Origin of the sequence: Pseudomonas sp. StFLB209 (assembly GCF_000829415.1) — a bacterium.
Lineage (GTDB): Bacteria > Pseudomonadota > Gammaproteobacteria > Pseudomonadales > Pseudomonadaceae > Aquipseudomonas.
Genome location: NZ_AP014637.1, coordinates 4,706,902 through 4,733,024, shown reverse-complemented (window position 1 = coordinate 4,733,024; position 26,123 = coordinate 4,706,902). Strand labels below are relative to the sequence as shown.

At 60.8% G+C, this 26,123-nt stretch carries 23 protein-coding genes; 6 read left to right on the top strand and 17 right to left on the bottom strand.

Features of this window, described 5'->3' with window-relative positions; all coding sequences use genetic code 11:
* Positions 1-10 precede the first annotated feature (10 nt).
* A complete protein-coding gene (locus PSCI_RS21375; protein WP_045490818.1) occupies positions 11-2,575 on the top strand; it encodes an RHS repeat-associated core domain-containing protein in 2,565 nt (854 codons plus the stop codon).
* A 96-nt stretch (positions 2,576-2,671) separates the two neighbouring features.
* On the opposite strand, the gene PSCI_RS21370 is transcribed toward PSCI_RS21375, so the two are convergent.
* From PSCI_RS21370 to PSCI_RS21315, 12 genes are all read right to left on the bottom strand, one after another.
* Entirely contained in the window at positions 2,672-3,589 is a 918-nt protein-coding gene (locus tag PSCI_RS21370; RefSeq protein ID WP_045490816.1) for a LysR substrate-binding domain-containing protein, read from the bottom strand.
* A 116-nt stretch (positions 3,590-3,705) separates the two neighbouring features.
* On the bottom strand, positions 3,706-5,019 hold the full coding sequence (locus PSCI_RS21365) for a TolC family outer membrane protein (RefSeq protein WP_045490814.1): 1,314 nt from the start codon (positions 5,017-5,019) through the stop codon (positions 3,706-3,708).
* Complete coding sequence (locus PSCI_RS21360) at positions 5,019-7,106, bottom strand: peptidase domain-containing ABC transporter (RefSeq protein ID WP_045490812.1); 2,088 nt, start codon at positions 7,104-7,106, stop codon at positions 5,019-5,021. Before PSCI_RS21360 ends, PSCI_RS21365 begins: the two co-directional genes overlap by 1 nt.
* Before the next feature lie 12 nt (positions 7,107-7,118).
* Positions 7,119-8,273, bottom strand: a complete 1,155-nt coding sequence (locus PSCI_RS21355; protein ID WP_045490810.1) for a JmjC domain-containing protein — start codon at positions 8,271-8,273, stop codon at positions 7,119-7,121.
* Between the two features lie 184 nt (positions 8,274-8,457).
* Positions 8,458-8,787, bottom strand: a complete 330-nt coding sequence (locus tag PSCI_RS21350; protein ID WP_045490808.1) for a hypothetical protein — start codon at positions 8,785-8,787, stop codon at positions 8,458-8,460.
* Between the two features lie 26 nt (positions 8,788-8,813).
* Complete coding sequence (locus tag PSCI_RS21345; RefSeq protein ID WP_045490806.1) at positions 8,814-9,014, bottom strand: hypothetical protein; 201 nt, start codon at positions 9,012-9,014, stop codon at positions 8,814-8,816.
* A 161-nt stretch (positions 9,015-9,175) separates the two neighbouring features.
* A complete protein-coding gene (locus PSCI_RS21340; protein WP_045490805.1) occupies positions 9,176-9,379 on the bottom strand; it encodes a hypothetical protein in 204 nt (67 codons plus the stop codon).
* 12 nt (positions 9,380-9,391) lie between these two features.
* On the bottom strand, positions 9,392-12,136 hold the full coding sequence (locus tag PSCI_RS21335) for a M16 family metallopeptidase (protein WP_052483470.1): 2,745 nt from the start codon (positions 12,134-12,136) through the stop codon (positions 9,392-9,394).
* 12 nt (positions 12,137-12,148) lie between these two features.
* Positions 12,149-13,453, bottom strand: coding sequence for an HlyD family secretion protein (locus PSCI_RS21330; protein WP_144403303.1), 1,305 nt, complete (start codon positions 13,451-13,453; stop codon positions 12,149-12,151).
* Between the two features lie 377 nt (positions 13,454-13,830).
* On the bottom strand, positions 13,831-14,892 hold the full coding sequence (locus PSCI_RS21325) for an RNA-guided endonuclease InsQ/TnpB family protein (RefSeq protein WP_045490802.1): 1,062 nt from the start codon (positions 14,890-14,892) through the stop codon (positions 13,831-13,833).
* Positions 14,893-15,025: 133 nt separating this feature from the next.
* The gene (poxB, locus tag PSCI_RS21320) at positions 15,026-16,744 is read right to left on the bottom strand and encodes a ubiquinone-dependent pyruvate dehydrogenase (RefSeq protein ID WP_045490801.1); all 1,719 of its coding nucleotides are present in this window, start codon (positions 16,742-16,744) and stop codon (positions 15,026-15,028) included.
* 98 nt (positions 16,745-16,842) lie between these two features.
* Entirely contained in the window at positions 16,843-17,256 is a 414-nt protein-coding gene (locus PSCI_RS21315) for a winged helix-turn-helix transcriptional regulator (RefSeq protein WP_045490800.1), read from the bottom strand.
* 86 nt (positions 17,257-17,342) lie between these two features.
* Between PSCI_RS21315 and PSCI_RS21310 the strand changes: the two genes are divergently transcribed.
* Both PSCI_RS21310 and PSCI_RS21305 read left to right on the top strand, forming a co-directional pair.
* Positions 17,343-18,197 (top strand): SDR family oxidoreductase, encoded by an 855-nt coding sequence (locus tag PSCI_RS21310; RefSeq protein WP_045490799.1) that lies wholly within the window; start codon positions 17,343-17,345, stop codon positions 18,195-18,197.
* Positions 18,198-18,440: 243 nt separating this feature from the next.
* Positions 18,441-18,752, top strand: a complete 312-nt coding sequence (locus PSCI_RS21305; protein WP_045490798.1) for an RcnB family protein — start codon at positions 18,441-18,443, stop codon at positions 18,750-18,752.
* 40 nt (positions 18,753-18,792) lie between these two features.
* On the opposite strand, the gene PSCI_RS21300 is transcribed toward PSCI_RS21305, so the two are convergent.
* Positions 18,793-19,470, bottom strand: a complete 678-nt coding sequence (locus PSCI_RS21300) for a type 1 glutamine amidotransferase domain-containing protein (protein WP_045490797.1) — start codon at positions 19,468-19,470, stop codon at positions 18,793-18,795.
* A gap of 24 nt (positions 19,471-19,494) precedes the next feature.
* A complete protein-coding gene (locus PSCI_RS21295; protein WP_045490795.1) occupies positions 19,495-20,913 on the bottom strand; it encodes a coniferyl aldehyde dehydrogenase in 1,419 nt (472 codons plus the stop codon).
* 114 nt (positions 20,914-21,027) lie between these two features.
* Here PSCI_RS21295 and PSCI_RS21290 point away from each other — a divergent pair, with 114 nt between their 5' ends.
* On the top strand, positions 21,028-21,927 hold the full coding sequence (locus PSCI_RS21290) for a LysR family transcriptional regulator (protein ID WP_045494716.1): 900 nt from the start codon (positions 21,028-21,030) through the stop codon (positions 21,925-21,927).
* A gap of 80 nt (positions 21,928-22,007) precedes the next feature.
* The gene (locus PSCI_RS21285) at positions 22,008-22,850 is read left to right on the top strand and encodes a helix-turn-helix transcriptional regulator (protein WP_045490793.1); all 843 of its coding nucleotides are present in this window, start codon (positions 22,008-22,010) and stop codon (positions 22,848-22,850) included.
* A gap of 37 nt (positions 22,851-22,887) precedes the next feature.
* Here PSCI_RS21285 and PSCI_RS21280 read toward each other — a convergent pair whose 3' ends face one another.
* Positions 22,888-23,475, bottom strand: coding sequence for a LysE family translocator (locus tag PSCI_RS21280; protein ID WP_045490791.1), 588 nt, complete (start codon positions 23,473-23,475; stop codon positions 22,888-22,890).
* Positions 23,476-23,672: 197 nt separating this feature from the next.
* Between PSCI_RS21280 and PSCI_RS21275 the strand changes: the two genes are divergently transcribed.
* Entirely contained in the window at positions 23,673-24,167 is a 495-nt protein-coding gene (locus tag PSCI_RS21275) for a hypothetical protein (protein ID WP_045490789.1), read from the top strand.
* 13 nt (positions 24,168-24,180) lie between these two features.
* Here the strand turns inward: PSCI_RS21275 and PSCI_RS21270 are convergent, their stop codons facing one another.
* Positions 24,181-24,405 carry a DUF6555 family protein gene (locus PSCI_RS21270; RefSeq protein WP_045490787.1) on the bottom strand — a complete coding sequence of 75 codons (225 nt, stop codon included), beginning with the start codon at positions 24,403-24,405 and terminating at the stop codon, positions 24,181-24,183.
* Positions 24,406-24,572: 167 nt separating this feature from the next.
* Positions 24,573-26,123, bottom strand: a complete 1,551-nt coding sequence (norR, locus tag PSCI_RS21265; protein ID WP_045490785.1) for a nitric oxide reductase transcriptional regulator NorR — start codon at positions 26,121-26,123, stop codon at positions 24,573-24,575.

The following is a 26,123-nucleotide window of genomic DNA, read 5'->3' as shown; positions in this document are numbered from 1 at the left end:
CTTCGACCGGTTGGTCAAGCTGAGCAGTGAAGGTATCGAGCGTATTGTCGAGTACCCGGCGCACATCGCCTCGGCCCAGGCATCACGCCTGGCGATCAGCAAACCGGCGGACACGTTCAATTATGAATGGGGCAGCCGCACCTTCGACGGCCTCGAACGGGTCACTGCCGAACAAGTGGCAGGCCGCAAGAAAACCTACAGCTATAGCGGCAGCAACGACTGGGGCCTGCTTGCCAGCGCCGTTCCCCAGGCGGTAAACCTTGCAGGTCAGGTCAGCACCCAGCGCGGGTATGACGCTGCGACCACGGGTGTAAACCTGACGACCACAGACCGTGGCGGAACAACCACAACCGCGACCTCGGTGTTCTCCATGCGCGGTCTGCTGCTGGAGCACCGCGACGACTTCGGCAACAAGACCCTCTACAGCTATGACTTGCTGGGCCGCCTGGTCAAGACTTCGGCACCGGGGGTCAGCACCCGCCTGAGCTACGACAGTAATGAGCGCCTGACTGAGGAAACTGTCACCGACGAAGTCGGCAAGACCTCGATGACCATCACCTACAAGTACTATACCCAGGACCGCGAAACCGAACGCACATTCAGCGCCAGCGGCTTGTCGACCCTGGTTGTGCGCCAGGCGTTCGACGCCGATGGCCGGCTGGCCAGCGTCAAGGTCCTGCGTGACGGCACCGAAACCTCCCAGGAAAGCTTTACTTACACTCCCATTGGCCAGTTGGCGGTGTATCAATGCAGTGGCACGCAACGGCCGGTGGATGTGCATGGCAAAAAGCTCAGCAAGCAAACCTTCACCTACACGACGCTGGGCAACATCAGCAGCTGCGTCAGCGTCTTTGACGGCGGCCAGGACACAGCCACCTACACCTGCGATACCGCTGATCAGACCCAACTCCGTTCGATCAGCCATAGCGCAGCAGGCATCGCCACCGCCAAGCTCGACTACGATGCCTTGGGGCGACTGAAGAAGAACGAGTCAGGCTACACGCTGGACTACAACGGCAGCGGGCTGCTGAGCCAGATGTACCGTACCGATGGCGGGTTCAGGGAATACAACTACCTGTATGACCAGGAAGGCAAACTACGGTCGTGCTATGGCAACGATTGCGAAGACAGCTTTTACTACCGTGACGATCAGCAATATGCCCGCAAGGGCTGGGTGATGATCAAAAACGTCTATCACAACCGCTTCTCGCTGCTGGCCAACCAGAGCCCCGCCTGCGTCCTCATGCAGCAGACGCTCAAACCGCAAGGCGGCAGCGACACCACCACGCGCAGCTTTGAGCTCAAAAATGCCGCAGGCTCGGTTATCGCCAGTTACGATCTGACCGCCACTCCCAAGGCGCTGACCCTGTTCAGCTACACGCCCTTCGGCTACCGCCCCGACGATAAAACCCAACGCCACTGGCTGGGCTTCAATGGCCAGCCGTTGGACAGGCCCACCGGCCACTATTTGCTGGGCAACGGCGCCCGGGTCTACAACACTGCCCTGCAAGCGTTCCAGACCCCTGACAACCTCAGCCCGTTCGGTGACGGTGGCCCCAATGGCTATGTGTATTGCAGTAACGACCCGGTGAACTTCAGTGACCCCAGCGGGCACTACGAGGAACTCACGCACTACAGCGCGGTGACCCACGAGGCACTGGCGCAGAACAGAGTCGTGCAGGCTGGCATGAACATGGCGATCGGGGTCGGACTAACCCTGGCCACTGGCGGTGTGGGATCGGGTCTTGCCATTGCCGCGCTGGGCCTGGAAATCACCTCAGGCGCGTTCGGTATCGCGGCGGCACTGCTGGCAGAACGCGACCCACAGGCGGCCAGTGCGTTTTCAGGGCTGTCATTTGTAACCGCAATAGCAGGCGCGATTACCGGGCTGAGCGCCGTCAGTAAAGTCAGCCGTTACGCCGGGGCTTCGGGAATGGGCGCGGCCATGAACTCCGAGCGTCGGGTGATCAGTGCGGTGAAGAGTGGCACCGAAAACACCACTAAATACGTCACCATGGGCGGCACGATGAAGCAACTGACCATGGTTCAGGACGATCTGTATACATTTGTCGACACGTACAAAGGTGGGAGCCGTCTAAATCTGTCGATCCATGGCAAAAGCCTGAGTTTTGTCGAAGAAGTCATATTGAATGAACCCTCTCTGGTCGTCATCAAAGGCAAGGGATATTCAGCAGCAGAAGTGTTGACGTTACTCAATGGCAAGGGCGTTGATCCCAAGCTCTATGACTCGACTCGATTGATTATTTGCTATTCAGGCAACGGAGGCGCCAATTCATTTGCGGCACAATTCAGAAACCTGACCAACAAGCCCGTCAAAGCATTTGTGGGTCCGGTGACGGCGTCACACGACGGTGCTTTATTGGCAGACAAAATCGCAAAACTGAGCAACCTTTCACCTTCGGCACTAGGAGGACTTTCGGCAGAAGCGGCCTTGAGCAATTATGCCGCACAGAACTTCACGATCAACGTCGTAAAAAAAGCCAGCGACTTTCCGTTGAAACTTGAAAACCTCAAAAAGATAGCACTCCACTCGTACAACCCTGTGTACTTCTGAAGGTCCACGTAGGTGCCCGAACAGCATTGATCCGGGCACCCCTTTCATCCCGATATTCTACAACTGGCACCCGCCCGCTCAGCAGCGCCTTGAACATCAACCAATCGGCAGCGCCCTGCTCATGTAGTGGGCAATCCGCTCGCGCAACCAGCGCTCGGCCGGGTCATTGTGATGGACGCCGCTCCAGACCATCGACAACTCGGCCGGATCGATCGGGAATGGCGGATCTTCAGCCCGCAGGGCAGTGCCTTCGACCAATGGGCAAGCGGCGTAGTCAGGCACCGTGGCAATCATCTCGGTGCCGGCCAGCAATGCGCGCAAACCATGGAACTGCGGCACCGCCAGCACCACCTTGCGGGTCCGGCCGACCCTCGCCAGGTCCATATCGATATTGCCGCACAGGTCCCCGGAGAACGACACCATGGCATGCGGCCGTCGGCAATAGTCGTCGAGAGTCAGCGGCTCGGGGCGGCTATCCCCGCGAATCACCTTGCACGGGATGTCACGCAGTTTCTTGCGCTTGGCGTTGGCCGGCAGGTCCACGGTCCAGCTCACCCCCACCGAGATTTCTCCCGAGGCCAGCAGCGCGGGCAACAGCAGGTAATTGGCCCGGCGGATCACCACGACGATACCCGGCGCCTCCTCGCGCAACTGCGCCATCAGCGGCGGCAACAGACCAAACTCGGCATCGTCCGACAGGCCAATGCGAAACACCTCGGTGCTGCTGGCCGGGTTGAAGTCCTTGGCGCGGCTCACGGCGCCGGAAATGGTGTCCAGCGCCGGCCGAATCTCCTGAAGAATATCCAGCGCCCGCGCCGTCGGCTCCATGACCCGGCCATTGCGCAGCAGCAACGGATCATCGAACAGATCGCGCAGACGTCCCAGCGCCGCACTGACCGCCGGCTGGCCAATGAACAGCTTCTCCGCCACCCGGGTCAGGTTGCGCTCGAACATCAGCGCTTCAAAAATCACCAGCAGGTTGAGGTCGACACGGCGCAGGTCGTTACGGTTCATGAGTTCGGACTCTGATGGGCAAGGCAAGACTTTGCATCAGTAGGCATGAAACCAGCAGCCAGCGCTTGTACGGATGTGCGCAGGCCGCTCTGGTGCTTTGAACATCAGACTGGCGTTCATTGCAAAAAGGCATTGATGTCAGCCAGATCACCTTCACCCAGCGCACCAATCGCCGCCTTGAGTTGCAACTGGGCAAGCAAGGCATCGTAACGGGATTTCGCCAACTGACGCACGATCTCGCTGAGCTGGCTCTGCACCTCCAGCACATCGGCACCAACGCGCACCCCGACGCGATAACCCAAACGATTGGAGTCAACCGCAGACTGGGCCGAAACCCGCGCCACCTCCAGAGCCTTGATTTGCGCCATGCCATCGGTCACACCCGCCCAGGCCTCACGGGTGGCCAGCGCAGCGGCGCGCCGGGTATCGAGCAATTGGTATTGAGCCTGCTGGTGCAGCGCCACGGCCTCGCGTGCCGAGGACGTCAGTCGCCCACCGCTGTAAAGCGGCAAGCTCAGCCGCAACCCAATAGCCGCCGACTCACTGCGCTGGGTGTTGGCATTGGGGTTCTGCTGCATGTTCTGGCTAAGCACCATGTCGATGCTGGGCAGATGCTCTGCCTTGCGACTGCGCACTTCATTTTCAGCCACTTCGGTGGTCAGTTCCTGGATCTGCACCTCAAGGCTGCTGTGCTCGGCCGCCCGGACCCAGGTTTCGACATCGCCCGGTTCGGGCGACACCAGGTTGATCTGTTCGCCCAGCGCACTGAGTTCCTGCGCCGGCAGGCCAGTCAGCCGCGCCAACGCATGACGCGCCACGCCCAGATCGCTGCGGGCCTTGATCAACTGTGCGCGAGTGCTGTCGTAGCTCATCTGCGCCTCATGCACATCGACGATATTGGCGTTGCCCAGCTCGAAATTCTTGCGCGCACTGGCCAGTTGTTCCAGATCAGCGGCCTGCAACTGCAGCATGGCGGCAATCACGTCCTGAGTATGCAAGACCTCGAAGTAGGCTTGCGCCACTCGCAGAATCAACGCCTGCTCGGCACTGCGCGCGCGTAGCTCGGCCAGCGCCTTGTGCAGCCCGCCCTGGCGGTACTCGATCCAGTTCTGCCAGCGAAACAGCGGCTGCACCAATTGAATGCCGTAGCTGCGGTTCTGGCGGCGCTGCTCCAGACGGCCATTGACCACTTCATACTCGGTCTCGCTCCAACTGGTCTGGGCATCGAAGGATATCTGCGGCAGCAAGCCGGCCCGGCCCTGTAGCTCACGCTCCTGCCCGGCCCGCCGCTGCGCCTGGGCCGCAGCGTACTGCGCATCGTTGTCCAGCGCCTGGCGGTAGACGCCCAGCAGATCGCTGGTCTGGGCCATCAGCGGCAAGCTCAGCATCATCAGGCTTACGGTCAGGCACTGCGCGACTAGCCCGGCCATCAGCTGATTGCCTGCTGCTGATCGAGACGCACGTCCTCAACCACGTTGCCGTTTTCCAGGCAGACCAGCCGCTTGGCAAAAGCGATCGTCTCGCGGCGGTGGGCAATGGTGATTCGGGTTACCGGCATCTGGTGCAAGGCCTGCACGACATGCTGCTCACTGTGCAGATCAAGGTGGCTGGTCGCCTCGTCCAAGGCCAGAATACGTGGCTGCTTGTAGAGCGCACGGGCCAGCAGCAAGCGTTGCTTCTGGCCACCGGAAAGACCGCTACCCATTTCCGCGACCAGCGTCTGGTAGCCCATTGGCATGTTGATGATGGCCTGGTGAATATGCGCCTGGCGCGCCGCCTCCTCGACCCGCTGCTGATCCGCGTCCGGATCGAACGCGGCAATGTTTTGCGCCAGGGAACCGGCCAGCAGTTGATCTTCCTGCATGACCGCCCCCACCAGGTTTCGCAACGCTTGCGGTCCCAACTGACGCACGGGAATACCGCCAACCAGAATATCGCCCTCGGTAGGCACCAACAGCCCCAGCAGCAACTTGAATAACGTACTTTTGCCACACCCGGAGCGGCCGACGATCGCCACGCTGTCGCCAGCGTCGATGCTCAACGACAGGTTACGCAGCACCCAGGGCTCACCCTCGGCATAACGAAATGACACATCCCGCAGCTCCAGGCGCGGCTCGATGCGCATCAGGTCGGTTTCCAGGTTGCTTTCCGGCTCGGCGGGTTCCAGCGCGATGTCCGCCAGCCGTTCGGCATGCAACGACAACATGCGGATCTCCACGCCCAGATCGATCAGTTGGCTGGCCCGGCTGGTGAACTGGCTCTTGTAGGCAATAAAGGCCAGCAGCATGCCCAGCGACAGCTCACGCTCCAGTACCGCGATCCCGCCCACATAGAGCAACAACATGCCTTCCAGCCCAAAGATCAGGGTATTGAGGCTGGCGAACACCAGCAGCAGCCTCTGCGTGGCGACGTCCCGGTTCTGCACATCGGCCAGCAGGTTTTGCCAGGTGGCCAGGCGCAGTGAGGCGATATTGAACAGTTTGAGCGGCTGCGCCGCGCGGATCGTTTCAAGAAAGTAGGAGTTCTCGCGGGCGGCCAGCACGATGCGCTCTTCCGAGGCCGTACGCAGCGGCTGGTAGAACACGGCCCGCAAGATGGCGTACAACAGCAAGGCCACCAGTACAACGGCGCTGAGCGTGGTGCTGTAGAGCAGCATCATGCCCAGGGTAATGAGTGTCACCAGACCATCGAGCACCACCATGATCGCGCCGTTGGTCAGCACCCCGCGAATGGCCGCCAGCGACTGGAAGCGCGCGGTGATGTCGCCCAGTTGGCGCTTCTCGAAAAATGGCCAGGGCAACCGCAGCAAATGACTGAACAGGTTGCCCGACCACTGCAAGGTCAGTTGCTGGTTGAGCCGCAAGCCCATCCAGCCGCGCGCCATGCGCAGGACAAAATCGATCAGCATCAGCAGGCAGCCACCCAGCACGGCGAGCAGCAACAGATCGCGATCTGCCGAGACCAGCGCACCATCGACCACCCACTGGGTCACCTGCGGGGCCAGCAAGGCCACCACCTCCAGCGCCAGCGCCAATATGAAGATGTTGCCCAGCGCACGCTTGAGTCCGGTTGCCCGCCCGGTGAGATCACGCAGACGAATCCGCGGTTTTCGCTCGGCAGGCTGGAAGGTGGCATTCGGGCTCAGTTCCAGGGCCACGCCAGTGAAGTGCCGCGAGGCTTCGGCCAGCGTCAGTACCCGCCTGCCGCCAGCCGGATCGACCACATGCAAACGGTTGCGCTGAACCTTTTCCAGCACCACAAAGTGGTTCATGTTCCAGTGCAGGATACAAGGCAGCCTCAGCTTGCCCATCTCCTCAAGCTCCAGCCGCAAGGGCCGGCAATTGAAGTCCAGATTCTGCGCATACCGCACCAGTTGCGCCAGGTTGGTGCCCTTGAGCGAAATCGAAAAGCGTCGGCGCAAGTCCTGCAAATCAAGGTACAGCCCGTGGTAACTGGCGATCATTGCCAGACAGGCCAGCCCACACTCCTGGCTTTCTGCTTGCAATACAGCCTTCATGAGATCGCCCGGTCAGTCACGTACACGCTCCAGCACATCCTGCTGGCAAAGATCGGCAACCAGCCTGTGCAACCGTGCGGCATCGGTGCCGGGATGGGCGGCGCGCAGTTGCGCCAGGCTGATACCGGGATGCTCGATGATCAAGCGAATCAGCTGCACACCCTGCTCGTCCAGCACCAGCCGGGCACCGTTGGCAATCACATAACCCTCACCCAGCCCCTGAACCCGCTGGGCACTCAGACGCAGGCGCGTCTGGTCATCGAGCTGAAGGTTGGCCGGATCGCCAAACACCTCGATGGCCAACGGCGACTCCACTCGCAGCGCCCCGGTGAACTCGTCCATGAAGCGCTGGTAGTTGTGGGGATCGTTGATAAATCCGTCGATGAGCCGGCCCACATCGGCCAGTGCAGGCTGATCGTTCGACCAATCGCTTAATGACTGCCTGGCCTGCACGAACTGCGGCAGTTGCTGCATGACCCAGCCAAGGTAATCCATGGTGTAGGCCGGGAAGGTCCCCAGCGCCAGATGAAACGTCGGCTCGCCCAGCGGCAGCGGGTTATGCCACCAGCCACGCGGCAGATAAAACACATCACCGGCTTCCATCACAAAATCCATGTACGGTGTTTCCGGGCACGGATAAAGATGCTCGTAATCCTTGCTCTGCTGAGTGAACAGCGGCGCTGCAAATGTCGGCTCGTAAACAATCCAGCGCTTGCGGCCAATCAGTTGAATGGCAAATACGTCGCGGGTATCCCAATGCGCCCGAAACGAATCGCGGGTGCCAAACGCGGCATAGGCACTGTTGACCACTTGCCTGCCGGTAAACTGGGCAACCTGCCGGGAAAAATGATTGATGCGCGGCTCATTGGCAATCTTGTTGGCAATCAGGGTTGCGCCCTGGCGTAAATAATCATAGACCACCGGTTTGATCAGACGCTGACGCAGCGTCCCGATATCCCAGTAACTTTCGACGTACTCATGTTTGGGCCGGATACCGTCACAGGACAACTTGAAGTCATGGGACGCCACATCACTACGCTCGAAAATCTGATTGACCTCATCCCAGTCAAACAGGCCAGGTTCAACGGCACCCTTTATCAGCAGCGGCTTCTTTTCCTGATACTGCGCGGCAAACTCGGCAGCGGACAAACCAAAATTCATATTCATTGATGGCGTTGACAGGCGGTGGCCGGTTAATAAACCGGCCACCGCCCTACTCTCACGGTCGAATTAAACTCACATTAACCATCGCTGGGCGATGGATTAACAAGCACACGTGTCAGGCGTCATGAATAGCAACGCTCATCCACTGAGGGTCGCTACTTTCAGACGCGAACAATTGACAACGCTGTTACTGATAACCTGTACCGGCATAGTCGGTGCCCGCCGAGTTGATCCCGCTTTCGACCATCCCTCCCGCCATGCCACCATAGAAACCGGCCTGGGTACCCAGGATCGTGGCAGCCCCGCCCTGCAGAACACCGGTCACGGCGGGGCCGGTGAAAAAGCCTGCAACGCCACCGGCAACAACGCTTCCCACGAATCCGGCCATACTTCCTGAACCGGAGGTAGCAGAGTATCCGTAGTACATCGACGCTGCGCTGGCAGCGCCAATGGCCGCGCCCACCGGGCCGACTGCACCGGCCACCATCTGCATATCCTTCATGGACAATTCACGCATTATTACATTCCCTTTTCTGGTTTAAATCAGCCTTTAACGGCCAACGACATAATCATATTGCCGATCACAACCGCCAATACGATCAAAACAATAGCTTCAATATGCCCCAACTTCTTGTCTTGCCGGCGTCCGGTCACAACCTTCAACGCCCGGTAACCACCGTACAGCACGCCATAGGTCAACCCCATCACTAACACAGTCAACAGCAGCTCACTAAAGAAACCCATTTACGTTCGTGCCTCCGCTACGAAAAACAACGCCCTGATACTTAATCTTCATAGGATCCATTGCACACCTTGGACCGCTGCAGTCTTTGAAACAGGCAACCGGCTCGGCTGATATTGAAAACCGGCACGGCTGCAAAAAACCAGAAAACGGTCTGGTTATGTCACTCATCAAGAAACAGACCGACCCACGTATTGGCAAATAGCCAAGCCAGCATCATCTGCGCCATCAGCACCAGCGGGTCTGTTTTACGCCTGTTATAAGGGCGTTTGTTAAGGTGCAAAAACAACCGACAAGCCAGTTGCAACAACGTGGCGAATAGCAGAAAAAGACCAACTGTCATCAAGCCCTTATAAGAGGGATACATTGGATCGCCTGTTCAATGGCTTGAGGTACTTTCAGGCTTGGCGTCAGCCATGATTTCAGTCATCCGGGGCACTTCAAGGTAACGACGGGCGAGCGTGTTGACCTGCTCCTGGGTCACCGCTGCAAACGCCTCGTTGCGTGTCACCCAGGCCGCCAGCGTCACGTTTTCGCTCATCTGGCCGATCAACAGGTTATGAATGCTCTGATCATCGGCCATCACGCGTTGGCGCTCGCCGAGAATGGTCTGTTTGGCCAGGCTCAGCTCGGCCTGGGAAATGCCACTGGTCGCCAGCAGCCGTACTTCCTCAGCAACAATATCGGCCAGCCGGGCACCCTGACCGGCCGGGTAGTCACCCTGGATGCTGAGCCAGGCGGCGTCACCGGCAGCCGGAATACGGATTGAAGAGCGCAGGTCGTAGCTCAGTTGCTCCCGCTCGCGCAGGCGCTTGCCCAGCCGCGAGGCCAGCGGATGACGACCCAGAATATGCTCGATGACGAACAGCGCGGCGGCGTCTTCGTCGCTGCCATTGGCGGCAAAATGCAGCCGGCCAATAAAATGCCCGCTCGGTGCCGGATCGGACTTCACGTGCTGACGCAGCGCCGCGACCGGTTCATGACGCGGGACGATGCGCTGGTAGGGAGCCTGGCTGAGCCAGTCACCAAACAGGGTGTTCAGTTGCGCCTGCACCTGCTCGGCATCGAAGTCGCCGCTGAGCGCCAGTTCACCGTGCTGGGTGCCGTAGAATTTCTGGTAGAAGGCCAGTACCTGATCGCGGCTGACGGCCTCGACCGCCTGATACATCTGGTCAGGCGCGGGATGGTGGCGGATATCCCCGGGGGCGTAACGCTCAGTGTGCTGGCGCAATGCCCGGCTTGCGGCAGCCGCAGGTGGCTCGGCGGGCGAGCGCAAGGCTTGCAGGCGCTGGCGTTTGATCTGGTCGAAACCCTCGGCAGGAAAAGACGGCTGGCGCAGCACTTCGGCCAGCAGGGCCAGAAGCTCGGGCAGGTTCTGTTTCGGGCTCTGGAAACGCACCGTCAGTACCCCGCCATGCGGCACCACAGACAAACCCGCGCCCAGCTGGTTAACCCGATCGACGATCTGCTGATAGCTGGAATGCTGACTGCCACGTATCAGTAAGGTGCCAGCCAGTTCGGCCACCGCACGCTGGCCCCACAGGCTTTCAAGATCGCCAAAGCGCAGGTTCAGGGTGCCCTGCACCGGTCGCGCAGAACCCGGCAACGGTCGCAGTGCCACCTTCATGCCGTTGTTCAGGCTGCCACGCGCGATACCGTTTTCAATCGCCATGATGCGTTGATTGAACGCTGGCACATCCACTCCCGCCAAGGGCTGCGCCGGTTCAGTCGCGGCTGCGGTGCTGGCGGCCGGTGCGACCGGGCGCGGCGGCGGCTCACTTACAGCCACAGCTGCGCCGCTGCCGGCAGCCAGGTGCCCGATCACCGGCACGGCCTCGGCCAGCAATGCCCGGTTTTGCACGCTCACCGTCTGCACATCCAGTTGTGCCAGGCGCTCCAGGCGCTGGAACGGCAGAGACCAGCCGCCCGCCACCGCCGACTCTGCCAGTACGCTGGACAACAGGGCCGGATTGCTCAACCACTGTGCTTTGCTGTGCGCAGCCACGGTTTTCGAACGCTGCAGTTCGGCGGCAGACAGCGGCTGGGTCGCCAGCAACTTGACCTGCTCAAGCAAGATGCGCTGCACCGTCTCACGGGACGCTTCATGCTCCAGCAACGCACCGAACAGGTAGTGTCCACCCCGGCCAAAGACCTGTTGCACGGCATACACAGCACTCGCATGCCCCGGCACCACCAGTGCCTGATAAAGACGGCCATGCGGCTCGCCCGCCAGCGCATCGGCCAGCACCGAAACAGCCAGGTTGCGCTCGTCGGCAGCGGCCGGCAGTGGGTAGCTCAAGGCAACCACCCACTGCTTGCCCTGTTTGAGCTCGACCGTGACCGGAGCTTGCGCTGCCGCAGGTTCGGTGAGCACCAGCGCAGGGGCCTCGGCTGTTGAGCGCAGCGGCGCAAAATGCCGGTCGATGGTCGCCAGTGCAGCCGCCTTGTCGAACTTGCCGGTCAGCACCAGAACGGCATTGGCGGGGTGGTAATGAAGCGCGTGAAAACGGCGTAACTCGTCCAGGCTGATGCGCCGCAGTTCATCACGGTGCCCCAGCACTGGACGGCCATAGCCCTGGTCCTGCCAACTGGCGGCCAGCAACTGTTGAGTCAAGGCCGGTAACGCCTGGCCCTGCGCACGCTCCATTTCACGCAGAACAACCTCGGTTTCCGCCTGCAAGGCCGCAGGCTCGAAGCGCAGCGCCGTCATGCGCTCGGCCTCCAGCGCCAGCAGGTAATCCAGTGCTTGAGGGTCGTCACTCAGCACCGCCGAGTAGCGGGTGCGATCGTAGCTGGTGGTGGCATTGAACTGGATGCCACGCTGGCGCAAACCATCGGTCAGTTGTTCGCCGCTGCGCTGGGGTGTGCCTTTGAACATCAGGTGTTCAAGCAGGTGTGCAGTACCGCTGCGGCCCTGCGGGTCAGCCAGCGAGCCGCTTCGGTAGACCAGATCGACGTTAAGCGTACCGACCGAGCTATCGGGGGCGAGGATGACGGTCAGCCCGTTGGCCAGCCGGTACTCGGCAATGTGCTCGACGGCCATCACCGGTTGCCGGGTATCGGCCTGCACCAGACCCGGCATGGCCACCAGCACCAGCCACGCCGAAACGATAAAACGCACCATGACAATCCTTGTTTATTGAGTGGACCACTTTCCAGTCACTGAGTAGATAGGCTCCAGGGCCCACTCATAGATGCGGCGCTTGTCCTGAATGATGTCTGCTTCGAGCAGCATGCCCACCTGCAGCGGCTGGCGCTGGCCGTAGACCAACAGGTCCTGCGCCTCGATAGCCAGGCTCACGCGGTAGAACAATTGCGTGGCCCCCTCTGCGCTTTGCAGCACGCTGGCGATGTGCGCGGGCAATTCCTGCAGGGCATAGGGGCTGCGGACAATGTCCTGCACCGTGGCACGGGCCGATCCGAATTTCTGGTACGGATAGGCCGCATAACGCATCAGCGCCGTTTGCCCCGGCTCGACAAACCCAGCCTGACGCGCCGCGACATAGACATGGGCAGCCAGTTTGACTTGGCGAGGGATGACACTGGCCAGCAACGCGCCGGCCGCCACCTGCTGGCCGGGCTGAACACTCAAGCCGGTCACCACGCCACTGAACGGCGCAGCAATGATCTGTTCGCCACGCACCTCGTTTTCGGCCTGTTCCTGGCGGATCACGGCTACGCTGCTGTCGATGTCGGAAATTTCGCCCTGATGACGATGCTCGGTGTCCTGCCGCTGCGCCAGCAGGTCCGTGCGTTCACGCCGCAGATTGGCCTGGGTACGTCTCAGGCTCTGCTGCTGCCCCTGCAGCGCGAGCAGGTCCGCCTCGCTCTGCTGAAGTTGGGCAAGCGAAATAAAATTGGCCGCCACCAGTTCCTGTTGGCGTTTCAAGTGGGCGTGGGAGAGTTCAACGCGCCGCCCCAGCAACTGCACTTCTTCACTCAACCGAGCCTGCTCTTCCTCAACAGAACGCAGCCGCGCGTCCAGCATGCGTAACTGGCCATGAGTTCGTTCATCAGCCAGCGTTCTGTTGCGCTGTAGCAACAACTGGCGCTGGTTCAGTTGTTCGGAGATTAGTTGCTGAGTCGCGCCGGCCGCGCTTAATCGTTCGCCGGAGACGACAAAAAGAACGTCACCTGGCTCAACGGCCTGGCCTTCTTTAACCTTGACTTGGGCGATGTAACCCGCCCCGCTTGAAGCCAGGCGAAAGATGCCCTGCTCCGGCATCAGCAGACCGGTCACTGTCGCTTTTCGAGTGTAGGTGCCGAAGTAGGCGAATGCAGCGATCAGCGCAATCAACGCCACCGCCAGCAGCGCCGAAACCGTATAACCCAAGGGTTGCTGAATGAGTACGCGACCGAACCGGTTCACCTGCGTCGAGGCCATGGCCTCGGGGCGAAACAACGGGACCTCGGCAGTAGGTCCTTTAACTGCATCCTGCAAAAGCTTACTTCCATGTTGAGCGATTCTGATTTGCGGGTGGCTTTTTAAGCGATCCAACGGATCCAGCTCAATGAAAAACCTGTTACCAGACTTTTCACACTCTTGATCAGCGCGCTAATCCATCTTTAAAGGCATCGATTCAATGCCCCACGCCGAACTAGACAGGCCGGGCCTGCGCCCGATTAGTTGGCACTGAATGCCGGGTTAATCTGTTCATTATCAGCGTCGGCCACAACGCTGAAATTCAAGATTTTCTGTAACCGCCTCCCTGCGGTTACAGGCCACTAGTTAGCAATTAGCCAGTATTCTTTAAGCGCATTCTCCAGCCTTAACTGAAACATCAGTCGCCCGCTGTTAGCCTTGACATCCTCCCCGCCCTAAAGGGCGGGGATTCCCACAATTGGACGCTCATGCCCGAGCGCGAGAATGTTCTTTGCGGCGTTGACGTCGCGGTCGTGGGTGACACCACACCCACAACAAGTCCATTCCCTTATTCCAAGCCCTGCGATACCTCTCGGCCTCGAGTCCGGCAATTGCTTGCAGCTCGAACAGGTTTGGGTGGTGTTTCTCTCGCTAACAACCTTGAAAACCGTGCCTGCGTGATCGCATTTGTATTCCAGCATGGTTTTCAATTGACCCCAGCCGGCGTCCAGCACCGACTTGGCCATCCTGGTTTTCGCGAGTTTCAGTGAGTTCACATCGCCCACCACAATGACGCCACAACGCGCGACCAGCGCGTTGCTGAACTTATGCAGGGCATCCTTGCGACGGTTCGCAACCTTGGCGTGAATCGCCCGCACACGGGCTTTCTTGCCGGCGCGCTGGGCCGTGCCCAGGGCGCTCTCCAGATCCCGGTAGAACCTGCCGCTTTCAAGGCGATCACCGTCGCTGCAGGTGGCCGTGGTTTTCAGTCCGAGGTCGATACCCACCGCGTCCTGGCCTGGCGATAACTGCCGGTCGACCTCGACCACGACGTTGAAATACCAGCGTCCACGGGTGTCTTCGTTGAAGCTACCGGATCTGAATTTAAAACCCGCCAGGCCGTAGCTGTCCCAGACCTTGAAGTGCTGTTTGTTGAAGACGACCTGGCCGTTTTTCCAGACAGCAGCGCCGGCCTTTAGGGGCACCCAGCCCAGGCTGCGCCGAGTGCCGCCCGAGCAACGCCAGCGTAGCTGGCACTTTTTGAACTGCTTGCGCCGTGTGACATATTCGTCGGCAACAGCCTGCACCGATTGGCTGTGCAGTCCCAGATCCTTGCCAGCCCCGTTGGTGTACTTGTGAATGTCGAACGCCGACAGAAAACGACCGTGCTCACGAATCGAGCGACTGCTCAACTCGTTTACGTAGTTCCACACAAAATTCACAGCACGAGAAGCTTCACGCAGCTGCGCTGCATGCTTGTCTCGCACTCGAATCCTGAGGGTTTTGGTCGCTTTCATTTCAGTCATGAAACACAGGATAGGGCGGTTTTATGGATCTTAACCCCTATGACCGCTTCGCGGTGGCGCTTTCATCACCCACCTGAAGGAAGGGGCTTTTCGCGCCAGCTTGGTAAACCCTGGCAACTCGCAGCTAACGCAAGTTGGTTTTCGCCAGCTCCAGCACCTCGCTGCCCCGCCCGCTCAGCACCGCCTTGAGCATGTACAGGCTAAAGCCCTTGGCTTGGGCCAGCTTGATCTTCGGCGGGATCGCCAGTTCCTGTTTGGCCACCACCACATCAAGCAGCACCGGCCCAGGGTGATCGAAGGCCCGGCGCAAGGCGGCCGGCAGCTCGCTGGCGTTTTCTACGCGAATGCCGAGAATGCCCGCGCCCAGCGCGATGCCGGCGTAGTGCATCTCGCTGAAGTCGGTGCCAAACGGCACATACCCGCCGGCCTTCATCTCCATGTCAACGAAGCCCAGCGAACTGTTGTTGAACACGATCATCTTGATCGGCAGGTTCAACTGGCGCACGGTCAACAGGTCGCCGAGCAGCATCGACAATCCGCCATCGCCACACAGTGCCACTACCTGCCGCTCAGGAAACTCGACCTGGGCACCCAGCGCCTGGGGCATGGCGTTGGCCATCGAGCCGTGGCTGAACGAGCCGAGCAAACCGCGCTGGCCGTTCATGTGCAGGTAACGCGCCGCCCACAGGGTCGGGGTGCCGACATCGACGCTGAACACCGCATCGGGGTCGGCCAGTTGATCGACCATCCGGGTCAGGTACTGCGGGTGAATCGGCTCGCCCGCCGGGCTTGGGGTCGCCAGTTCATCCAGTTCGGCACGGGATTTGGCGTAGTGTTTGAGTGCCTTGTCGAGAAACCGTCGGTCACTGTGCGGCTTGAGGCGCGGCAACAGCGCATCGAGGGTCTCGCGGACGCCGCCCACCAGGCCGAGGTCCACCGGCACCCGGCGGCCGATCTGGGTCGGGTCCAGGTCGATTTGCACCACCTTGGCCTTTGGCGGATAAAAGTTGCGATAGGGAAAGCTGCTGCCGAGGATCACCAGCGTGTCGCAGCCCAGCATGGCGTGGTAACCGGAGCTGAAGCCGATTAGCCCGGTCATGCCAACGTCATAGGGGTTGTCGTATTCGATATGCTGCTTGCCGCGCAGCGCATGGACAATCGGCGCATTGAGCCGCTCGGCCAGCGCCAGCACCTGTTCATGGGCACCGGCACAACCGGCGCCGCACAGCAGAGTGACCGCCTTGCTGGCATCGAGACGATCAGCCAGGGCTTGCAGGCCGGCTTCGCCCGGCACGACATTGGCCTCGATAGGTTCGACCTTGCTCAACGGCGCTTCGGGGGCGTCCTGCAAGGCGATATCACCGGGCACCACGATCACCGCCACGCCCTTCTGGCTGACTGCCGCGCGCATGGCGCGTTCCAGCACCCGAGGGAACTGCTCGGCGCTGCTGACCAGTTCGACGAAGTGGCTGCACTCGCGAAACAGTTCCTGCGGGTGGGTTTCCTGGAAGTAGTCCAGGCCGATTTCCGAGGACGGGATATGCGCAGCTATCGCCAGCACCGGCACCCGGCTGCGATGGCAATCGTACAGGCCGTTGATCAGGTGCAGATTGCCCGGCCCGCAACTGCCGGCGCACACCGCCAAGCGGCCACTGGCCGCAGCCTGGGCACCGGCAGCAAAGGCTGCGGCTTCTTCATGACGGGTGTGGCGCCAGTGGATTTTGCCCAACCGCCGCAGGCTGTCGGACAGGCCGTTGAGGCTGTCGCCGGAAACGCCCCAGATATCGGTGACACCGGAAGCGGCGAGACTGAGCGCAAGATGGTCGGCAATGGTCTTGGACATGCAGGGTTCCCTATCGAAACTGAAAGCTCGAAGCTGAAGGTCTGCTGTGGTCGACCGCTGCCCTGCACTGGCAGTTCAGAAAAACTGCCACGCTCATTTCAGACTGCCGCAGGCTCGCTGGACGCTTCTCGCGCTTCAAGGATGCGCGGCAGGTTGAGCTCGATCCAGCTGGCCAGGCCATCGACCTGCGCGGCGACCTCCTCGCCCATCGGCGTCAAACGGTACTCGACATGGGGCGGCACCACCGGCAGCGAGCGGCGCTCGACGAAGCCGTCGTGCTCCAGATTCTGCAGGGTCTGCGACAGCATTTTTTCACTGACCCCGCCGATCTTGCGGCGCAATTCGCTGAAGCGGTGCATGCCGCCACGCAACACCACCAGCACCAGCACGCCCCAGCGGCTGCAGACATGGGTCAGCACCGAGCGTGACGGGCACTCGCTGGCCATCAATTCACCAGGGCGGGTAAAAACGGACTGGCTGAAGACCGAGGGAGCAGCCGGAATATCTGACATGGCACTAACCTTTTAGTACGTACTTACTAAAAGTTAGCACAAGGTTTAGGCTCGGTTCATCTTCAATCAGACGCAAGGAAATCATCATGATCGTCGTCACCGGTGCTACTGGCCAACTTGGCCGCCTGGTTATCGAACAACTGCTGGAAAAAATCCCGGCGGCGCAGATTGTCGCTGCCGTACGCAGCCCGGAAAAAGCCAGCGACCTGAAGGCGCTGGGCGTGCAGGTGCGGCAGGCCGACTACAACCAGCCGGCTACCCTGGACAGCGCCCTGGCCGGGGCCGAAAAGGTACTGCTGGTATCATCCAGCGAAGTGGGGCAGCGTACCGCTCAGCATCGTGCCGTTATCGACGCCGCCCAGCGCGCCGGGGTCAAATTGCTTGCCTACACCAGCCTGTTGCGTGCCGACAGCACACCGCTGGCGCTGGGCACCGAGCATCACCAAACTGAAGCCTATCTGCGCAGCAGCGGCGTACCGTTCGTGGTGCTGCGCAATGGCTGGTACACCGAGAACTACGCCTCCGCCATCGACAGTGCACTGCAGCTGGGCACCCTGTATGGCGCCGCCGGCGAAGGCCGGATCAGCTCGGCCAGCCGCGCCGACTATGCCGCTGCGGCGGTGGCGGTGTTGCTGGCCGCCAATGACCAGACCGGCAAGGTCTATGAGCTGGCGGGCGACAGTAGCTACACGCTGGCCGAGTTTGCTGCCAAGGCCGCTGAGCTGGCCGGCCAGCCACTGCCCTACGTCAACCTGTCGCCAGCCGACTATCAGGCCGCGCTGCTCAAGGCCGGTCTGCCGCTGATCTATGCCGATCTGCTGTCTGACTCCGACAACGGTGCCGCGCAAGGCGGACTGTTCGAAGAGGGCAAGCAGTTGAGCCAGTTGATCGGGCGGCCGACCACTGCGTGGCAGCAAACCCTAGCGGATGGGCTCCTCTAAAAACTACCTGCGTTGTCATCGCTGCGTTGAAAACAGGCTCAGAATGCTCATTTACAACCCGTAAACTCCGCTTCCTCGCCTGTTTTCGCCTTGCGCTGACTGTCTCGCCTACGTTTTTAGAGGTACCCATATGCCTTGGAATAAGGCTCGGGAAAATTCGCTGAATGATTTGCTCGCCGCTCTGTCCCATTAATCAGGCATGGCATACAGCCGCCACTTTGCTGATTGAATAGGGAGAGACGCATGAAAAGCACCTCATTGATCGCGGCCCTGGCCCTGGCCGGTGCCCTGTGCGGCACCAGCCTGGCGGTCAACGCACAACAACCCCAGCCACAAACCGAAGCCAAGGGCGGTGTCCTGCATCCGTCACCGATCAAGGTGGGCGAAAAAGCGCCCGGTGATTCGGACCGCCCTGCTGCCGCCATCGACTGGAAGGCCAAAGGCCTGCCCGAGCCAGACAAGGAAAGCCAGTGGGTTCAGGTAGAAGACAAGTACCTGCGAGTGCAGATCACTAACAACCGGATCATGGAAATCGTCGACGTCAAAAAACGCTGAAGTCATGCAGGGGCGTGGTAGCCACGCCCCCGCATCCGGCTCAGGCCAGTTGCTTGAGCAATACCTTGGCGACCTCTTCGGAACTGGCCGGGTTCTGCCCGGTAATCAGCTTGCCATCCTCGACCACATAAGGTGCCCAGTTCGGGCCTTTCTGGTACACGCCACCCAGGCGGATGAATTCATCCTCGATCAAAAACGGCACCACGTCGGTGAGCTGTACGTCAGCCTCTTCGCCGTTGGTGAAGCCGGTCACCCGACGGCCCTTGATCAATGGCTGGCCATCGGCAGCCTTGACGTGACGCAGTACACCCGGCGCATGGCAAACAAAGCCGACGGGCTTGCCGGCGCGCTCGAATGCTTCGATCAGGGCAATCGAGTCTTTTGATTCGGCCAGGTCCCACAGCGGACCATGACCGCCTGGGTAGAACACCGTATCGAAGTCGTCAGCCTTGACGCTATCAAGGCGCACGGTGCTGGCCAGCGCCTGTTGCGCGGCCGGGTCAGCATTGAACCGGTGGGTCAGCTCAGTCTGAAAATCAGCCTCTGCGCTTTTCGGGTCCAGCGGCGGCTGGCCGCCGGCCGGCGATGCCAGCACCACTTCGGCACCTGCGTCCTTGAAGGTGTAGTAAGGCGCGGCAAACTCCTCCAGCCAGAAGCCGGTTTTTTTGCCCGTGTTGCCCAGTTGATCGTGAGAGGTCAGAACCATCAGGATTTTCATAGCATTCTCCATGTGAATAGGTATTCAGGCCTTGAGCAGGGCCACAAGTTCGTTATGTTTTTCACCATACGGCGCGCGCAGTCGAAGGTTCGAGGCGCCATCGGTGCTCTGCACCACCACCGCCTTGGCATGGGTAAAGCGCCGGAAACCATGCACCCCATGGTAGGCGCCCATTCCTGAAGCCCCGACCCCGCCGAACGGCAGTGTGTCGATGGCCGCATGGGTCATCACATCGTTGATCACCAGGGCTCCGGACGTGGTCCGCTGATTGAATTGAGCCTGGCGTGCCGGATCAGCACCGAAGTAGTAAGCCGCCAGTGGCCGGGGTTGAGCGTTGATGTAGCCGATGGCCTCATTGAGATCCTGAACCGCTTTGATTGGCAGCAACGGACCAAAGATTTCTTCCTGCATGATGGCCATGTCATCGGTGGCACCCAGCACCAGATGCGGCGCGATCTTGCGCGTGTCAGGGTCGTAGGCGAGCTCGCCATGGGGCGCCAGGCTCACCACCGTCGCGCCTTTGCTGACGGCGTCGTCCAGCAGGCCAACCAGCCGCTGATAATGCCGCGGGCTGATGATCGCGGTGTAGTCCGGGTTGTCCTGCAGCGTGGCAAAGCTGCTGGCCATGAAGCCCTTGGCCGCGTCGACAAACGCCTGGGCTGCGGCTTCGGGCATCAATACATAATCCGGCGACAGGCAGATCTGCCCGGCATTGAAGGTTTTGATGGTCAGCGTGCGCTGCACCGCTTGGGCAATATCGGCATCGCTGTCGATCACCACCGGTGATTTGCCGCCCAGTTCCAGGGTGACCGGCACCAGATTCTCGGCCGCAGCGCGCATTACATGGCGACCGACGCTGGTACTGCCGGTAAAGACCAGGTGATCGAAAGGCAGGGCACTGAAGGCCTGGCCGACACTGGCATCGCCCAGCACCACGGCCAGCTCGTTGGGGTCAAAGTAACGGGCGATCAGTTCGGCCAGTAACTGCGAGGTGGCCGGGGTCAGCTCCGAAGGCTTGAGCATGGCGGTATTGCCGGCAGCAAAGATACCGGCCAGCGGACCGAAGGCCAGATTGATCGGGAAATTCCACGGGCTGATCACGCCCACCACGCCCAGCGCCTGCTGCTCAATCCAGGCCTGCATGCCTGCGGCGGGAGTCGCGACGACCTCAGGCTGCATCCACTGCTCCAGTTGCTCGGCAGACTCTTCAAGCATCTTCACCGTGGTCAGCATGTCGACCACCAGCGATTGATAGTGGCTGCGATGACCGAAGTCTTCGCTCAATGCCTGACTCAGTGCCTGATGATTTTCACGAATCAGTCGCGCACTGCGCTGCAAACGATCCCGACGCAATTGGGCGCTTGCCGGCCCGGCCCGCAAGTGCGCCTGTTGCATGGCGCGCAGACGGCATTGCAGTTCGGCGGCGGTGGGTTGATCACACATGTCGGATCCCTCCGTAAGGGGTCAATTACGGTTGCCAACAGGTTACGGAGGCTGGCCTGAACGCGCTAACAAGGCTATTTTGCGACAGGCATAAATATATTTATGGGGTTTGGCGTGTCACTGGTTCGCTTACGTACTTTTATCGAGGTCTACCGCCAGGGTTCGATCAGCGGCGCAGCGCGGGCGCTCAACCTGACCCAGCCGGCGGTCTCGCAGCACATCGCCGGGCTGGAAGTCGCGGTCGGCCGACAGTTGTTCGAGCGGCTGAACAATGGCGTCCAGCCGACCAGCGCCGCTGATGACTTGGCCGCCGATGTCGGTGACCGGCTCGATGCCGCCGAGGCCGCGTTATCGGCGGCTCGGGCACGCTCGCAGGACGTTTCGGGGGTGCTGCAGATCATCGGCCATGCCGATTTTCTCGCCGAGGTGATCGTCGATCAGTTGCCGCCGTTGCTGCAGGCCGGCATCCGGGTGCACCTGCATACCGGCAGCGCTGACCTGATCACCCAGATGCTGCTCGAAGGTCACTGCGATCTGGGTATCTCGGCTTTTGGCGCTACCGACAAGCGCCTGAAAAGCGAGCTTATTCTGACCACCGACGTGCTGGCGGTGGCAGCGCCCAGCGTCGTACAGCGCCTGAACGCCGCCAGGCAACTGGCGGCGGCGCTGCTTGACCAACCGCTGCTGGCCTACAACCTGGAATTGCCGCTGATCAACCACTGGCTGGAGCGCAACCGCCTGCAACTGCCGACGCTGCGACCGGCGATGGTCGGCCAGGACCTGCGCACCCTGCGCAATGTGCTGGTCAAGGGGATGGGCTGGAGCGTCTTGCCGCAGTACCTGTGCCAGCACCAGATCGCCAGCGGCGAACTGATGGAGATTGCCGCCCCGCAGGGCCGCACGCAACTCAATTACTACCTGCTATGGACACCCAGCGCACTGCGCCAGCCACGGGTCGCCCATGCGCGGCAAGCGTTGTTGTGGCGGTTGCGCAACGACCCAGGCCAGTCGTGAGGCGCCCAATGGCATGGTATCGCGGCGCCAATCAGGCTACCCTGCCCGCTCTGGATAATCGGGTGGGTGGAGCACTGGACATGGACTGCGCAATCAAGCCTCAGCACACCGCCAGGCCCCTGTTCTGGCGCCACGCCGACCTGCCGTTCATCGAAGCCCGCTCGGTGGCCGATGGTCGTCAGGTGTGTTACGCCCCGCACTCCCATGAGGTGTTTTCCATCGGTGCGATCACCGCCGGTTGCAGTACCTACCTGCTGGAAAAATCCACCCTGCGCATCGCCACCGGGACCGTGGTGCTGATGAATCCCGGCCAGGTGCATGCCTGCAACCCCATCGATGACCAGCCCTGGTCGTACATCATGCTGTATGTCGACCCACAGTGGCTGGCCGCTATCTCGCATGACACTGCCACCGGCTTTGCGCCGCTGGCCCCGTCGCACAGCCATGACCCTCAGCTGTTTGCAGGTTTGCTGGGGTTGTACGCCACGTTGCTGGATAGCGACGCTTCGCTGCTGCACAAGCAATGCACGGCGGTGGCGTTTTTTGGCCTGATGCAGGATCTGCTCGGCGGTGCACGGCCGCTGGCGGGCAAGCCGGCACCACGGGTCGAACAGGCGGCTGACTACATCAACGCCCATTTCAAAGACGCCGTGCGCCTGGACGATATCTGTCGCGCTGTGGGGCTGTCGCCGTCTTACCTGATCCGCGCCTTTGAACAGCGCTACCACATGACCCCGCACGCCTACCTGCTCAACCGGCGCATTCAGCATGCGCACAGCCAGTTGCGCAGTGGCCGGTTGATCGCCGATGTGGCGTGTGAAACCGGCTTTGCCGACCAGGCGCACCTGCAGCGCGAATTCAAGAAACACCTGGCCGCGACGCCTGGGCAGTATCGGTTGCAGGAGCAAAGCTTGTGCGGCTAAGCCTTCGCGGCTAAAGCCCCTCCTACGGCATTACCTCCTACGGGACCAATAGATACACCGCACAGCCCACCAGCAGCGCGGCCATGGTTCGGTTGAACAGCCGCATTCTGGCGGCGCTGCCCAGGTAGTGGCTCAACCGTGCGCCCGCATAGGCCCAGCAGCCCAGCGACAGGTAGCAAATCACCAGGTAAAGCCCGGCAAACTGCCAGATCAGGCTGGCCTGGCCGTCGGCGACGAAGGCGCCCATGCCGGCAATGGACGCCAGCCAGGCCTTGGGGTTGAGCCATTGCATCATCGCTCCGTGCAGCAGGGTCGGCCGGGCCTGGGACTGCTCGACGCTGAATTCACCATTATCAGCAGCCAGTTTCCAGGCCATGTACAACAGAAAGGCGACCCCGCCCCACTGGATCATCCGGGTCAGGAACGGCCAGTGTTGCAGGGTTTCATGCAGGCCGAAGCCGATCAGCACCAGCAACAGGGTAAAGCCCAGGGTTGCCCCCAGCACATGCCGCATGCTGGCCACAAAACCAAAGCGCACCCCGGCGCTGAGCGCAACGATATTGACCGGCCCAGGGGTAATGGACGATGCCAGCGCAAACGTCGCCATGGAAATCAGGACACTCATGCCTACCTCACACACAATCGAAATGACTGCGCCAAGGTAGTGACAGGTCCGTACAGCTGTATTGAAGGAAATTACCCTCACTCGCGGCCACAGCACAGAAATGCGCCTGCGCTCTTGCTTTTTTGCTGTTTAACTCTACAAATGCCAGTTATAAGGCAGCCCTTAGCCATTATCTTCATTTTTATCGAGTTCAGCCCATGTACAAAGCCATCGCTTGCGTCGTTGCCTTCAGTTTTTGCACAACCGCGCTGGCCGCCTGCCCCGCGCCGACGCCTACCGATACCGCACGCTGGATCTACACTCAGCACGCTGATTTCTACGTCAAGGGCAAGGGCGGGCCGCAATACCTGTCGGCAACGTTACTGGAGTGGCTGAAGAAGGATTGGGCCTGCCAGGGCGGCGGGGATGTCTGCGCCATCACCGCCAACCCTTGGACTGACGCTCAGGACGGCGAAGTGCAACAGCCGGTCACCTGGAAGCAGGTGTCCAACAGTGACGGCCAGGTGGTCGTCGAGATGAGCTATTTGCTGGGTTACAAGAATGCCCCCGGGCAGCAGGGTGTCGAACAGACCACCCGGCTGCTGATGGCGAAGAACCCGACCTCGCAGTGCTGGGTTCTGGACAACCTGCAAGGGCCGGGTGACCGTCCCCTGCTGGAGGCGCTGCAAGAGTTCCCGTACGACGGCGACTGATCAGGCTGACGCCTCAAGCCTGCGCCCACTCCACATTGGTAATCCCAAAATGTTCGGCGTAGGGTTTGGACACTCGCGCCACCTTCTCCAGACGGTACTTGGGAATGCGTGCCAGGCCTGCATCGACGCTTGCGTAATGCCAGGCCTCGGCATTGTCCATGTGCACAGATCGGATGTAGAAGCTTTTAAATGCACCGTTCAACAGGTAGTCGATCCGGTAGTGTTTTTCCTGAGCCATTAACGGCATTGCCTCCCTTGTCTGAATAATCCCCGTGCCCGGTGCGCAACGCTTTGCCTTGACACTGCAATAGCCTGGCAATAATCGGACACTGCGAATAAAGGGACACACACACCAAAGGAAAGATTCCGTGTTTTTTCCCAACGGTCGTATGGCGAGCCGTCTGTTCAGCGAATCCCCAGCCTTCTGGCCAGCCGACTGAGGTTGGCGCGGTCAACGTCCAGCTCGCGTGCCACCTGCGCCCATTTGCCGTCATGGCGCTGCAAAGCCTGCTCGATCAGCCGACGCTGGAAGCCGTCCACCGACGCTTTGAGTCCTGCCTGGGCAGGCAACAGTGGCTCGTCGTCCGGCACCTGGAGCAAAGTAGCAGCAGCCAGCTCACTTTCGAGTCCGAGCATCGAGGCCTCGATGGTCAACACCCTGGGCCGCTCGGCATGTGCCGAGATCGCTTTGAGCACCGCCCGGCTGATCAGGTGCTCCAGCTCCCGGACATTGCCGGGCCAGTGCCAGGCCACCAGCAACTGCTGGGCATCGGTGTTCAGGCGCAGACTGCGCAGGCCCATGCGCACGCGGTTTTCTTCGAGAAAATAACCGGCCAGCAACAGCACGTCACGGCCGCGCTCACGCAGTGGCGGCACGTTCAGCGGGTAGACGCTCAAGCGGTGATAAAGGTCCGCCCGAAAATGCCCCAGGCGTACCTCTTGGGCCAGATCGCGGTTGGTCGCGGCGATGATGCGCACATCCACATGATGTTCCTGATCTGACCCCAGACGCTGCAATTGGCCACTCTGCAGCACCCGCAACAGCTTGGACTGCACCGGTAACGGCAATTCGCCGACCTCATCGAGAAACAGCGTGCCGCCATCGGCCAGTTCAAACTTGCCGCTGCGGCCGTTGAGTGCGCCGGAAAATGCACCTTTGACATGGCCGAACAGCTCACTCTCCACCAGGGTTTCCGGCAGTGCAGCGCAGTTGATGCTGATCAGCGGCTTGTGCGCCCTGGGTGAATGCAGATGGATCGACTCGGCGACCAATTCCTTGCCGACCCCGGTTTCACCGGTAATCAGCACCGTCAGCGGACTGTTGGCCACCAGCTGGATTTCCTGCCCCATGCGCTTGTGCGCCGGGCTTTGGCCAACCAGCTCGCGGGGCGCATGGCCGCCGGCAACGTGTTTGTAGACTTCAAGCAGTTGCCGCTGGTCCTCGAAGCCGCGCACCAGTTGCTTGATGCGCTCACTGGCCATGACCGTGGCCGCAGCCAGGCTGGCAAAGCCTTGCAAGGTGTCGAGATCGACACTGCCGAAGCTGGCCGGGTCCAGTGAATCAAGGGTAATCAGCCCCCACGGCGCGCCCTGGATAATCAATGGGCAGCCGAGGCAGTCGTGGACTTCCAGATGCCCATGACCATCAAGCAGGCCGTCGTAGGGATCGGGCAGTTCACAGTCCGAAGCAAAGCGCACTGGCTTGCCGCTGTACAAGAGGATTTCCAGCCGCGGATGCTCACTGACCCGAAAACGCCGCCCCAGGGTGTCCGGACTCAAACCATCCACCGCCAGCGGGACCAGCATGTCGTCTTCAAGCTTGAGCAAAGCCACCGCATCGCAGGGCAACAACTGACGCAGCGAATGCAGCAGGCGCCGATAACGTTCTTCGTCAGGCAGCTCACGCGACAAGTCGGCTACCAGCGGCAACAGCGAACGCAGCAAAGGATGAGGCAT

Coding starts and splice junctions, on each gene's coding strand:
- PSCI_RS21285 (WP_045490793.1), top strand. CDS start 22,008: ATGGACTGCGCAATCAAGCCTCAGCACACCGCCAGGCCCCTGTTCTGG.
- PSCI_RS21360 (WP_045490812.1), bottom strand. CDS start 7,106: ATGAAGGCTGTATTGCAAGCAGAAAGCCAGGAGTGTGGGCTGGCCTGT.
- PSCI_RS21300 (WP_045490797.1), bottom strand. CDS start 19,470: ATGAAAATCCTGATGGTTCTGACCTCTCACGATCAACTGGGCAACACG.
- PSCI_RS21370 (WP_045490816.1), bottom strand. CDS start 3,589: ATGAACCGTAACGACCTGCGCCGTGTCGACCTCAACCTGCTGGTGATT.
- PSCI_RS21345 (WP_045490806.1), bottom strand. CDS start 9,014: ATGGGTTTCTTTAGTGAGCTGCTGTTGACTGTGTTAGTGATGGGGTTG.
- PSCI_RS21340 (WP_045490805.1), bottom strand. CDS start 9,379: ATGTATCCCTCTTATAAGGGCTTGATGACAGTTGGTCTTTTTCTGCTA.
- norR (WP_045490785.1), bottom strand. CDS start 26,123: ATGCCTCATCCTTTGCTGCGTTCGCTGTTGCCGCTGGTAGCCGACTTG.
- PSCI_RS21315 (WP_045490800.1), bottom strand. CDS start 17,256: ATGTCAGATATTCCGGCTGCTCCCTCGGTCTTCAGCCAGTCCGTTTTT.
- PSCI_RS21305 (WP_045490798.1), top strand. CDS start 18,441: ATGAAAAGCACCTCATTGATCGCGGCCCTGGCCCTGGCCGGTGCCCTG.
- PSCI_RS21335 (WP_052483470.1), bottom strand. CDS start 12,136: ATGGTGCGTTTTATCGTTTCGGCGTGGCTGGTGCTGGTGGCCATGCCG.
- PSCI_RS21280 (WP_045490791.1), bottom strand. CDS start 23,475: ATGAGTGTCCTGATTTCCATGGCGACGTTTGCGCTGGCATCGTCCATT.
- PSCI_RS21270 (WP_045490787.1), bottom strand. CDS start 24,405: ATGGCTCAGGAAAAACACTACCGGATCGACTACCTGTTGAACGGTGCA.
- PSCI_RS21325 (WP_045490802.1), bottom strand. CDS start 14,892: ATGAAAGCGACCAAAACCCTCAGGATTCGAGTGCGAGACAAGCATGCA.
- poxB (WP_045490801.1), bottom strand. CDS start 16,744: ATGTCCAAGACCATTGCCGACCATCTTGCGCTCAGTCTCGCCGCTTCC.
- PSCI_RS21355 (WP_045490810.1), bottom strand. CDS start 8,273: ATGAATATGAATTTTGGTTTGTCCGCTGCCGAGTTTGCCGCGCAGTAT.
- PSCI_RS21350 (WP_045490808.1), bottom strand. CDS start 8,787: ATGCGTGAATTGTCCATGAAGGATATGCAGATGGTGGCCGGTGCAGTC.
- PSCI_RS21275 (WP_045490789.1), top strand. CDS start 23,673: ATGTACAAAGCCATCGCTTGCGTCGTTGCCTTCAGTTTTTGCACAACC.
- PSCI_RS21310 (WP_045490799.1), top strand. CDS start 17,343: ATGATCGTCGTCACCGGTGCTACTGGCCAACTTGGCCGCCTGGTTATC.
- PSCI_RS21295 (WP_045490795.1), bottom strand. CDS start 20,913: ATGTGTGATCAACCCACCGCCGCCGAACTGCAATGCCGTCTGCGCGCC.
- PSCI_RS21365 (WP_045490814.1), bottom strand. CDS start 5,019: ATGGCCGGGCTAGTCGCGCAGTGCCTGACCGTAAGCCTGATGATGCTG.